General features: G+C 73.3%; 13 protein-coding genes and 1 pseudogene. 10 read left to right on the top strand and 4 right to left on the bottom strand.

Annotated elements, in window-relative coordinates; all coding sequences use genetic code 11:
• The 3 genes and pseudogenes from EAD98_RS08195 to EAD98_RS08185 all read right to left on the bottom strand — a co-directional run.
• Positions 1-631, bottom strand: a pseudogene (locus EAD98_RS08195) (hypothetical protein); the annotation flags it as partial.
• Positions 632-680: 49 nt separating this feature from the next.
• Positions 681-1043: a hypothetical protein gene (locus tag EAD98_RS08190; protein WP_053654782.1), complete on the bottom strand. Its 363-nt coding sequence runs from the start codon at positions 1041-1043 to the stop codon at positions 681-683.
• 12 nt (positions 1044-1055) lie between these two features.
• Positions 1056-1370 carry a hypothetical protein gene (locus tag EAD98_RS08185; RefSeq protein WP_030327982.1) on the bottom strand — a complete coding sequence of 105 codons (315 nt, stop codon included), beginning with the start codon at positions 1368-1370 and terminating at the stop codon, positions 1056-1058.
• A gap of 356 nt (positions 1371-1726) precedes the next feature.
• On the opposite strand from EAD98_RS08185, the gene folP reads away from it, so the two are divergent.
• From folP to EAD98_RS08150, 7 genes are all read left to right on the top strand, one after another.
• Complete coding sequence (gene folP / locus EAD98_RS08180) at positions 1727-2602, top strand: dihydropteroate synthase (RefSeq protein ID WP_121653442.1); 876 nt, start codon at positions 1727-1729, stop codon at positions 2600-2602.
• Positions 2599-2964: a dihydroneopterin aldolase gene (gene folB, locus EAD98_RS08175; RefSeq protein ID WP_121653441.1), complete on the top strand. Its 366-nt coding sequence runs from the start codon at positions 2599-2601 to the stop codon at positions 2962-2964. Before folP ends, folB begins: the two co-directional genes overlap by 4 nt.
• Entirely contained in the window at positions 2961-3488 is a 528-nt protein-coding gene (gene folK / locus EAD98_RS08170; RefSeq protein WP_121653440.1) for a 2-amino-4-hydroxy-6-hydroxymethyldihydropteridine diphosphokinase, read from the top strand. Before folB ends, folK begins: the two co-directional genes overlap by 4 nt.
• A 19-nt stretch (positions 3489-3507) precedes the next feature.
• Positions 3508-4047, top strand: coding sequence for a DUF3180 domain-containing protein (locus tag EAD98_RS08165; RefSeq protein ID WP_121653439.1), 540 nt, complete (start codon positions 3508-3510; stop codon positions 4045-4047).
• Between the two features lie 147 nt (positions 4048-4194).
• Positions 4195-5409 carry an ABC transporter permease gene (locus EAD98_RS08160; RefSeq protein ID WP_121653438.1) on the top strand — a complete coding sequence of 405 codons (1215 nt, stop codon included), beginning with the start codon at positions 4195-4197 and terminating at the stop codon, positions 5407-5409.
• 53 nt (positions 5410-5462) lie between these two features.
• Positions 5463-5771 carry a hypothetical protein gene (locus tag EAD98_RS08155; protein ID WP_121653447.1) on the top strand — a complete coding sequence of 103 codons (309 nt, stop codon included), beginning with the start codon at positions 5463-5465 and terminating at the stop codon, positions 5769-5771.
• A 53-nt stretch (positions 5772-5824) separates the two neighbouring features.
• Positions 5825-6328, top strand: coding sequence for a hypothetical protein (locus tag EAD98_RS08150; RefSeq protein WP_121653437.1), 504 nt, complete (start codon positions 5825-5827; stop codon positions 6326-6328).
• Positions 6329-6352: 24 nt separating this feature from the next.
• Here EAD98_RS08150 and EAD98_RS08145 read toward each other — a convergent pair whose 3' ends face one another.
• The gene (locus EAD98_RS08145) at positions 6353-7357 is read right to left on the bottom strand and encodes an ABC transporter ATP-binding protein (protein ID WP_121653436.1); all 1005 of its coding nucleotides are present in this window, start codon (positions 7355-7357) and stop codon (positions 6353-6355) included.
• A 2-nt stretch (positions 7358-7359) separates the two neighbouring features.
• On the opposite strand from EAD98_RS08145, the gene EAD98_RS08140 reads away from it, so the two are divergent.
• The 3 genes from EAD98_RS08140 (at position 7360) to EAD98_RS08130 (ending at position 10012) form a co-directional block, all read left to right on the top strand.
• Positions 7360-8046, top strand: a complete 687-nt coding sequence (locus EAD98_RS08140; RefSeq protein ID WP_121653435.1) for an ABC transporter permease — start codon at positions 7360-7362, stop codon at positions 8044-8046.
• A complete protein-coding gene (locus EAD98_RS08135; protein ID WP_121653434.1) occupies positions 8043-8780 on the top strand; it encodes an ABC transporter permease in 738 nt (245 codons plus the stop codon). Before EAD98_RS08140 ends, EAD98_RS08135 begins: the two co-directional genes overlap by 4 nt.
• 227 nt (positions 8781-9007) lie before the next feature.
• On the top strand, positions 9008-10012 hold the full coding sequence (locus EAD98_RS08130; RefSeq protein WP_121653433.1) for a glycine betaine ABC transporter substrate-binding protein: 1005 nt from the start codon (positions 9008-9010) through the stop codon (positions 10010-10012).
• Positions 10013-10047 lie beyond the last annotated feature (35 nt).

Genomic DNA, 10047 nt, shown 5'->3' with positions numbered 1-10047 from the left:
TCGGGCGGCCCGCTGGCGCCGCGCTGGACGGCCGGGTCGTCGCGCCGGCGGCCGACGACGTCGGCGCGCCCTCGGCGATCGGGTCGGCCTCGCTCGGTCGCCGGAGCATCGGCAGCCGGTCGCCGGCCTGGTGCGGCACCCGGGCCTCGCCGGCCGGGTTGCCGCCGCCACGCCGCGGCTCGACGGTCCGCCCGCTGCTGGTGGGCGCATCCCCGGGGTTCCAGGGCGGTTCCAGGTCGGGTGCCCGGTCCGGCGCCCGGTGCGCCGGCCGGGTCGGTTCGGTGGCGGCCGGTTGCTGCTGTGGGATCGCCGGCTGCTCCCGGGGCGCCGGGGCGGCCGGCACGGCACGCGCCGCACCCGGTCGGGACGCGCCGAAGAGATCGAGGAACGGGGAGTCGATGTCGGCGTTCTCGCCGGCCGACACCGCGCTGGGCTCGGCGGGCGGTGTCCGGCGGGGCACCGGCCGGGGAGCCTGGAAGACTCCGACCGCGCCGTGCCCGGGCGAGGTCACCAGCGCGGGATCGAGCGCGACCTCGTCCTCGCCTTCGGTGTAGTCAAATGACTGCGCACGGTGACCTGCCGGCACGGCCGGACGGCCGGCCGGGGGACCCGGCGTGGAAGAGCGACTCATTCGACCGCCTCACCCGCGTCGTGCGACGGACCGCTCGGCGTACGCCCGGTCATGCCAGCTCCTCCCGGATCCTGATCCGGCTGCCGACCAGGCGCGGGTCGCGCTGCTCGACCGCCGGCTCCCGGGTGCGTCGCCAGTCGGTCAGCGCGGTGCGGATGACCACCCGCGCCGGCCGGTCCGGGTCGACGTGCCGGAAGATGAACGACGTGGTCACGATGGCGAGCGCGATCTCCCAGGCCGGAAAGAGCTCGACCGTCAGCGTGAACAGCCAGTGGATGAACATGTAGAGGGGGACGAGCAGCATGAAGAGCCCGTACTGGGCGTACGGCAGGTGGACCGGAAGGGTGTAGCCGGGCGGCCCGAGGTAGACCAGGCGGGCCCGGTAGATGTCGTCGTCGGTGCGCAGCCGCATCTGGGAACGCGCCTATTCGAAGATCAGGTCGATCAGGTAATCGCCGACGAAGAAGAGTGTGGCCGCGCCGGCGATGAAGGCCAGCCCGACGATCGCGATCGCGGAGCTGGTCAGCACCTTGGATATCTCGCCCCGGCTGGCCCGCCCGATGAAGATGACGCCCAGGACGGCGAGCAGGATTGGCGCGATCTTGCTGGCGAAGAAGGTGACCACACTGTTGGTGTCGATCCCCTTCGGTGCCGGCTCGGCGAGCGGAGCTGACGCCAGGGTGGAGAGCGCGTGGGCGACGCCGGACGACGCCGTCTCCATGAGCTCGAAGGCGATCACTGGAACCTCCCCATAGCGCGGCCGGCGGTGCCGCGGCGGTGCAATAGGCAAGCCTGGCGGGAAAAGTGCTCACAGGGCGCAGCGTTCTCGACCCTGCGTTCGTTACTCACCACGGAGAGTGGTGAGCTTTGGGCGGTTTTTCCCCGCTTCGGCCCTCCCTCCAGGCTTCGCCATCTCGATGCTGGCCAATTCCAAAGCGTACGGGCCGCCCCGGATTGCGACAAGCCGCGAAGGGACTGCCTGATACTGCCCGGACGACCGATCGTACACCTGTTCCAATGCGCACGTCAGGGATGGTGGTTCGGGGGTCGACCCGGGTTGGTCGGGTGCACCGACACCACCGGTACCGTCTACTCGTGACCGATCTGGTGCGGGCCCCGGGCCCGGTGGTGATGGGCGTCCTCAACGTCACACCGGACTCCTTCTCCGACGGCGGACGGTACGCCGACCTCGACGCGGCCGTCGGACATGGCGTCCGTCTGCGCGCGGCCGGGGCGCACCTGGTCGACATCGGCGGCGAGTCGACCCGCCCAGGCGCCGAGCGGATCGACGCGGCGACCGAGGCCGACCGGGTCCTGCCGGTCATCCGCGAGCTGACCGCCGCCGGAGTGCCGGTCAGCATCGACACCAGCCGCGCCCGGGTCGCCGAGGCCGCGCTGGGTGCTGGCGCGGTCGTCGTCAACGACGTCTCCGGCGGGCTGGCCGACCTGGACATGGCCCGGGTGGTCCGCGACGCCGGCTGCCCCTGGGTGCTGATGCACTGGCGTGGCCACTCGCGGGAGATGCGCGAGCTGGCCAGCTACACGGACGTGGTGGCCGATGTCCGGACCGAGCTGACCCAGCGGATCGACGCGGCGCTGGCCGCCGGCGTGGCCGCCGACCGCATCGTCATCGACCCCGGCCTCGGTTTCGCCAAGACGGCCGCGCACAACTGGGAGCTGAGCGCCCGCCTGCCGGAGCTGCTCGACCTCGGATACCCGCTGCTCTTCGGCGCGAGCCGCAAGTCCTACCTCGGCCGACTGCTCGCCGCCCCGGACGGGACACCGCGACCCACCGCGCAGCGGGAGGCGGCCACCGTCGCCACCAGCGTGTTGGCGGTCGCGACGGGCGCCTGGGGGGTACGCGTACACGACGTCCGCGCCACCGCCGACGCGCTGGCCGTCTGGGTCGCCACCGGCCGTCCGCGGATGGTCCCCGCCCCTGCCGGCCACGAGCGAGAGGGACAGCGATGACCGACCGGATCCAGCTGACCGGCCTGCGAGCCCGGGGTCGGCACGGCGTGTACGACTTCGAACGGGTCCAGGGGCAGGACTTCGTCGTCGACGCCGTGCTGGAACTGGACCTCGCCCCGGCCGCCGCCAGCGACGACGTCACCGCCACCGTCCACTACGGCGAGCTGGCCGAACGTCTGGTCGCCGTGGTGACCGGCGAGCCGGTCAACCTGATCGAGACCCTCGCCGACCGGCTGCTCACGATCTGCCTGGCCGACGAGCGGGTCGCCAGCGCCACCGTCACCGTGCACAAGCCGGAGGCGCCGGTGCCGCACACCTTCACCGACGTGGCCGTCACCATGACCCGGACGCGTGCCCGGTGACCCGGGCCGTGCTCTCGCTCGGCAGCAACCTGGGCGACCGGTTGGGCCACCTGCGTACGGCCGTCGCCACGCTCGGCGACGCCGTGCTGGTGCTCTCCGGCGTGTACGAGACTCCACCGTGGGGCGACGCCGATCAGCCGGCGTACCTCAACGCGGTGCTGCTGGCCCAGGACGACGCCGCGACCCCACGCGACTGGCTGGAGCGGGCGTGGGCCGCGGAGCGCGCGGCCGGCCGGGTCCGTGACCAACAGCGGCGGTTCGGGCCGCGCACCCTCGACGTGGACGTGATCGCGGTCTGGGGCGACGACGACGAGCCGGTGCTCAGCGACGACCCCGAGCTGACCCTGCCGCATCCCCGGGCGCACCTGCGCGCCTTCGTGCTGCGACCGTGGATCGACATCCAGCCGTACGGGCGGCTGCCCGGTCACGGCTGGCTGACCGACCTGCTCACCGCCGGCCCGGCCGCCGACGACGCGCTGGATCTGCGTCCGCGACCGGACTTGGCGTTAGAGTCGACGGCATGACCGAGCGGAGCCGGCCGGCATGACGCAGGCGAAGTCCCCACCACCGGGCGGGCCGGGCCCGGACCGGTCGCGGATGGGCCCCACCCGGATCTCCACCCTGGTCGTGGCCGCCCTGGCCGCGGCGGCGGTGGCCTGGCTGCTGATCAGCACCCTCTACTACAGCGGCATCCCCCGGCTGCCCTGGCTGCCGGTGGTGACACTGGCCGCGCTCGCCGTGCTGGAGGCGTACGTTGCGATCAACACCCGGGGCCGGATCGAGCGCAAGCCCGGCCGCGATCCGGTCAACCCGCTGATGGTCGCCCGGTTCGTGGTGCTGGCCAAGGCGTCGGCGCTCGCCGCGGCCATTTTCGCCGGCTTCTACGCCGGGCTGGCCGGCTGGCTCTTCGTCGAGACCACGCGGGCCGCCACGGAGGACCGACCGGCCGCCGGGGGTGGCCTGCTCGCCTCGCTGGCGCTGGTGGGCGCCGCGCTCTGGCTCGAGCGCTCCTGCCGGGTGCCGGAGCGTCCGGACGACGAGCGTGAGCCCGACCAGCGGGAGAGCCGCCCCGGCCAGCGTTGAGAGGCTGTGGGGTCTCCCGACAGCCTCTGACAGGGGGTTACGCCCGGCTCCGGGCGCGGGTACGGTGCCTGCGATCGGAGAGCAACGGCCGCCCCGGTCCGTCCGCCAACCGGACCGGAAACGGCCGGTCACTGGGGAGGCGGCGTAATGGGGTACGAAGAAGCGGGCCGAGAAGGGTCGGTCGAGCCCTCGTCCGGGGTGCCCGCCGCCGTTCTGGAGAACGTCTTCGACGACCCCGGTCAAGGTGAGCCCGGTCAGGACCGCATCGGCGTGCACCTGGTGTGGGAGATCCTGCTGCTGGCCGGTCTCGCCACTCTGGGCTGGCTGCTCTGGCGGGCCGACTCGGACGCGCTGCGCGGCGACAACCTGCGCACCCTGCTGGTCGGCCTGGTCGGGCTCGGGCTGCTCGCGCTCGCCGCCGGGCTGAGCCTGCGTACCGCCGCCCCGAACCTGGCCGTCGGTCCGATCGCGGTCGCCGCCGCGCTGCACTACGCGGAGCAGGGTGACCAGGGTCTGGCGGCGTCCGTCGGCCCGGCGGTCGCGGTCGCCGCGCTCGGCGGCCTGGCGCTGGCGCTGGCCGTGGTGGTGCTGCACGTGCCGGGTTGGGCGGCCAGTCTCGCGGGTGCGGCCGGGGTGGTGGTGTACATCGAACGCCGGTCGGGGCCCGTGCTGGTGCAGGGCGACTACGACCCTGCGCGCACCTCCGGCTACCTGTTCGCGGGCTTCGCCGCGTTGGCGGTCCTCGGTGGGCTGTTCGGCGCCATCCGGGCGATCCGCCGGCTGGTCGGCCGGTACCGCCCGGTCACCGATCCGGCCCGTCGCCGGGGGGTGGTGGCTGCCGTGGTCACGGCGCTCGCCCTGGTCTGCTCCTCCGTGCTCGCCGCCCTCGCCGGTGTTCTGCTCGCCGCCAACGGCCCCGGGCCGGTCACGCCCGACCCCGGGCTGGACTGGACCGTGCTGGCGATCGGGGTGGCCCTGCTCGGTGGCACCAGCGCGTACGGCCGTCGGGGCGGCCTGTTCGGCACCCTGCTGGCGGTGGGACTGGTCACCGTCTTTCAGGCCTACGCGCCGGCGCGCGGCTGGACGGTCGACCACTGGACGGTCGGCGGCGTCGCGCTCGGCGTCGGACTGCTGGTCACCCGCCTGGTCGAGACGTACGGACGGCCCCGGCCGGGCAGCCCCGACCGGCCCGAGCCGGTCGGCGACGGCACGATCAGCACGGGCTGGACGATGCCGCCGTCGCAGCCGGTCGGCAACTGGCCCCCCACCCTGCCGACGCCCGCCGAGCCGGAGCCGATCGACCCGTGGCGCGATCCGCGCTGGGAGGACAGCCCGCGCCGGTGGGACGCCGGTGAGCGGTGAGCCGTGCCGCGTCCGCCGAGCCGGAGCTGATCTCGACCGTTAGGCTCGGCGGCATGACCGACACACCTGCCGCCACCCCCGGCGGAGCCTCGTTCGAGGAACTCGACGCGTTGTCCACCGAGGAACTGCGGGAGCGGGCGTTCGCCCTGGCCCGGGAGAACCGTGACGTCGGTTTCTACTTCTCGGTTCTGCGGCACCTGCCGAACGCGGACGAGGCGACGGTCCTGGACGGCGCGCCGAACTCGATCGGCCCGATCATCGACGAGGCCAACGCGCTGTGGCGGGAGCTGACCGGTCACGGGTACGAGGAGACGGAGCCGCTGCTGCGGGCCGCCTTCATCGACTACCTGCAGAAGCACTGAGCCGGTCGGGGCAGTCCAGGTCCGCCCGGCCGGTCGGCGCGGGCCCGGGACGGATGAGAGGGCTCTTTCACCGCAGCGGCCCGGTCAGCCGCTACGGGACGGCCGCCGGCACCGGCGCGCTCGCCGTGCTGCTGCTGGTCGGCATCTGCGGGAGTCCGGCGTACACCGGATGGGCCGGCACGCGGACCGACCCGGCGTCGGCCGGCGACTACTACCTGCGCCTGCTCGCCTGGCCTGCCTGGCGGCTGGACGCGGACGGGCAGCCCGGCGGGTTGCTCGCCGCCGACCTGCGGGCCGTTCTGCTGGTGGTCGTCGCGGTGGCCCTGCTCTATCTGCTGCCCGCCGCCCAGGTGGCCCGGGTGCCCGGCTCGGTGAGCCAGTTCTTCTCCGGCTGGGCCGCGTACGTGCTGGCCGGTGGGCTCGCCGCCGTGCTGGCGACGCCGTTCGGCCCGGACCCGTCGCTGCTGGGCGCGTTGCAGGACGCCAGCGCGGGTGCCGGCTACGGCTTCCTCTCCGGTTGGATCATCGGCACCGCCAGCCTCGGCGGCCGGGCCTGACCCGACCGGCCGAGCCGGAGCGGGTCAGCCCGCCACGCGGCCGAGGTCGAGCAGACGCTGCCGACTGAGCGCGCCCACCGGGCGGCCGCCGTCGGTCACCACGAGCCGGTCCCGTCCCGAGGTGAGCAGCACCGCCAGCGCGTCGTACGCGGAGCCCTCCAGCGGCACGGTGGGCAGGTCCGCCTCGGCGTCGCCGGGCACCGGCTCCAGCGCGTCCCGGTCGAGCTGGGTGACCGCCAGCCGGCGGATGCCCCGGTCGGCCCCGACGAACTCGCGCACGAACGGCGTGGCGGGCGCGCCCAGCAGGGCGGCCGGCGTGTCGTACTGCTCCAGGTGCCCGCCCTGGGAGAGCACCGCGATCCGGTCGCCCAGCCGGACCGCCTCGTCGAGGTCGTGGGTGACCAGCAGGATCGTCTTGCGGACCTCGGCCTGGAGTCGGAGGAACTCCTCCTGGAGGCGGGCCCGGACGATCGGGTCGACGGCCGAGAACGGCTCGTCCATCAGGAGCACCACGGGATCCGCGGCGAGCGCGCGAGCCACCCCGACCCGCTGCCGCTGCCCGCCCGACAGTTCGTGCGGATAGCGGCGACCGAACTGGGCCGGGTCCAATCCGACCAGGTCGAGCAGCTCGTCGACCCGGGCCCGGGTCTGGTCGCGGGACCAGCCCAGCAGCCCGGGCACGGTGGCGACGTTCGCCCGGACCGTCTGGTGTGGAAACAGCCCGACGTTCTGGATCACGTAGCCGATCCGGCGGCGCAACCGCACCGGGTCGACGTCGGTGACGTCCTCGTCGCCGAGCATGATCCGCCCGGCGGTCGGCTCGATCAGCCGGTTGACCATGCGGAGCACCGTCGACTTGCCGCAGCCGGACGGGCCGATCAGCACCACCAGTTCGCCGGCCTTGACCTCCAGGCTGAGTTCCCGGACGGCTTCGGTGCCGTTCGGGTAGCGCTTCTGGATGCCCTGCAGGGAGATCGACGCCGCACGAGGGGACTGGGCCCCACCGGCAGCCTCCGGGGTAACGTCCACGTATGTCCTTCCGCCTGAGCTACCTGGCCGACCCGGGTAACCCCTGGTTCTCCTGGCAGTACGTGCGGGACAACTCTGACACGATCCTCGCGGCGTTGGGTGAACACGCCTCGCTCACCGGGCGCGCGGTGCTGTTCGCGGTGCTGATCGCCCTGCCGTTGTCCGTGGTCGCGTACTGGTTCCGCCCGCTGGCCGGGCCGATCCTCGGCGTCACCGGCGTGATCTACACCATTCCGTCCCTGGCGCTGTTCGCGTTCATCGCGCCCTACCTGGGCACCGGCGCCGCCACCGTGCTGGTCGGTCTGGTCCTGTACGCGCTGCTGCTGATCGTCCGTAACGTGGTGGCAGGGCTCAACCAGGTGCCGCCCGAGGTTCGCGAGGCCGCCGAGGGCATGGGCTACGGCCGGTGGGGCCGACTGTTCCGGATCGACCTGCCGCTGGCGGTCCCGGGCATCATGACCGGGCTGCGGCTGGCCACCGTGTCGACGGTCGCGCTGGTCACCGTGGGCGTGCTGGTCGGGCACGGCGGGCTCGGTCAGCTGATCTTCGCGGGCTTCCAGAACAACCTCTACAAGGCCGAGATCATGACCGGCACGGTGCTCTGCGTGGCGCTCGCGGTGCTGCTGGACCTGCTGCTGGTCCTCGTGGGCCGGCTGGTCACCCCCTGGTCCGCCCGGGGCGTCCGGTGAGTGTCGCGGCGAGCCCGGTGCAGCAGGCGGTGCTGTGGCTCAACGACCCCCTGAACTGGACCAATCCCGGCGGCATCCTGCAGCGGCTCGGCGAGCATCTGGAGATCTCCGCGGCTGCGGTGGCGCTCGGCTGCCTGGTGGCCTGGCCGCTCGGACTCTGGCTGGGCCACACCGGGCGGGGTGGTGGCCTGGTCGTGCTGGTGTCCAACGCCACCCTGGCCATCCCCACCCTCGCGCTGCTGACCATCCTGCCGCTGACTTTCCTCGGCTTCGGCCGCACGCCGGTGGTGGTGGCGCTGGCCGTCTTCGCCGTTCCGCCGCTGCTGGCCAACGCGTACACCGGCGTACGCCAGGCCGACGTGGAGGCGCTCGACGCGGCCCGCGGGATGGGCCTGTCCGGGGGGCAGGTCCTGCGGCGGGTGGAGCTGCCGCTCGCGGTGCCCTACCTGGCCGCCGGGTTCCGGACCGCCGCCGTGCAGGTGATCGCCACCACCGCGTTGGCCTCGTTCGTCAACGGGGGCGGCCTCGGCGAGATCATCCGTACCGGCTTCGGTCTGAGCATCGCGGCAGGCGGGGGTCAGATCCTGGCCGGCGGCGTGCTCGTGGCCGGGCTCGCCCTGCTGGCCGAGGTCGTCCTGGGCGGCGTTGAACGGCTGGTCACCCCCCGTCCGCTGCGGCGTGACCGGCAACGCTCGGGTCGGCCCCGGCCCGCCGACGCGACCGGCCGCGCCTGATCTGCCCCGGCCCGTCCGACGGACGCACCGTTTGGGTGAGTGGTGTCCCGGCCCGGCGACCGGCAGCGAGTCGGGCGGTGACGAAGCGGTGACGAAGTCCACCTCAGGTTGTCGGTCGGTCGCGGAGGATGTTGGGTGGACATTCGCGGGCGGCCGACAGTCAGGATCGCCCGTCGGACACGCGGCCGGCCCGGGACGGGTCGCGCCGGGACACGGAAGGCGGGCACATGCGCGCACGTACACGTCTGGCGATCGGCGCGGTCGGCGCTGTCGCTGCGGCAGGGCTTCTGACCGGGTGCGGTGGCGCCGGCTCGTCCGGCACCGACGCGCCCCAGCAGAGCGCCTCCGGTGCCGGGTGCGCCCCGGTCGCCGGGCAGCAGCTCATCGCCCTGCAGGACGACAAGAAGCTCCAGAACTCCGACAACGTCATTCCGGCGGTCAACAGCAAGGCGGCCAACCCGCAGTTGATCGCCGCGCTGGACAAGGTCTCGGCCGCGCTCGACACGCCGAAGCTGATCCAGCTCAACAAGGCCGTCAACGACGACCGCAAGACCCCCAAGGTGGCGGCCGAGGAGTTCGCCTCCGCCAACAACGTCACCGCGGGCATCGCCAAGGGCCCGGGCGGCGAGATCGTGGTGGGAGCGGGCAACTTCGCCGAGAGCCAGACCCTGGGCGAGCTGTACCGGATCGCGCTCACCGCCGCCGGCTACCAGGTCAAGGTGCAGCAGATCGGCAACCGGGAGCTCTACGAGCCGGCGCTGGAGAAGGGCGAGGTCCAGGTCGTCCCGGAGTACGCGGCGACCATGGCGGAGTTCCTCAACACCAAGGCCAACGGCCCCAACGCCCAGCCGGTCTCCTCGCCCGACATCAACAACACCGTGACCGCGCTGAAGGCCGAAGGCGACAAGGTGGGCATCACCTTCGGCGCGCCGGCCGCCGCACAGGACCAGAACGCCTTCGCGGTCACGCAGGCGTTCGCCGACAAGTACGGCGTGCGGACCCTGTCCGAGCTGGCCGCGAAGTGCTCGGGCAACGCGACCGTGCTGGGTGGCCCGCCGGAGTGCCAGCAGCGCCCGTTCTGCAAGCCGGGCCTGGAGAAGACGTACGGGCTGTCCGTGGGCTCCTTCTCCTCGCTCGACCAGGGCGGGCCGCTGACCAAGAACGGGCTGCGTACGGGCGCTATCAGCGTGGGCCTGATCTTCTCGTCGGACGGCGCCTTCGCCACCAGCTGAGCACCTCCTGAGGCGTCGACGACGCCCCCGACCGC

The sequence above is a fragment of the Micromonospora sp. CV4 genome (genome assembly GCF_003667455.1).
GTDB lineage: Bacteria > Actinomycetota > Actinomycetes > Mycobacteriales > Micromonosporaceae > Micromonospora.
This window is presented reverse-complemented; position numbering and strand designations above follow the sequence as displayed.

Bases quoted from the DNA above. Each gene is read 5' to 3' on its own strand.
- EAD98_RS08190 (WP_053654782.1), bottom strand. From the start codon at position 1,043: ATGCGGCTGCGCACCGACGACGACATCTACCGGGCCCGCCTGGTCTAC.
- EAD98_RS08165 (WP_121653439.1), top strand. From the start codon at position 3,508: ATGACGCAGGCGAAGTCCCCACCACCGGGCGGGCCGGGCCCGGACCGG.
- EAD98_RS08130 (WP_121653433.1), top strand. From the start codon at position 9,008: ATGCGCGCACGTACACGTCTGGCGATCGGCGCGGTCGGCGCTGTCGCT.
- EAD98_RS08150 (WP_121653437.1), top strand. From the start codon at position 5,825: ATGAGAGGGCTCTTTCACCGCAGCGGCCCGGTCAGCCGCTACGGGACG.
- EAD98_RS08140 (WP_121653435.1), top strand. From the start codon at position 7,360: ATGTCCTTCCGCCTGAGCTACCTGGCCGACCCGGGTAACCCCTGGTTC.
- EAD98_RS08155 (WP_121653447.1), top strand. From the start codon at position 5,463: ATGACCGACACACCTGCCGCCACCCCCGGCGGAGCCTCGTTCGAGGAA.
- folB (WP_121653441.1), top strand. From the start codon at position 2,599: ATGACCGACCGGATCCAGCTGACCGGCCTGCGAGCCCGGGGTCGGCAC.
- EAD98_RS08160 (WP_121653438.1), top strand. From the start codon at position 4,195: ATGGGGTACGAAGAAGCGGGCCGAGAAGGGTCGGTCGAGCCCTCGTCC.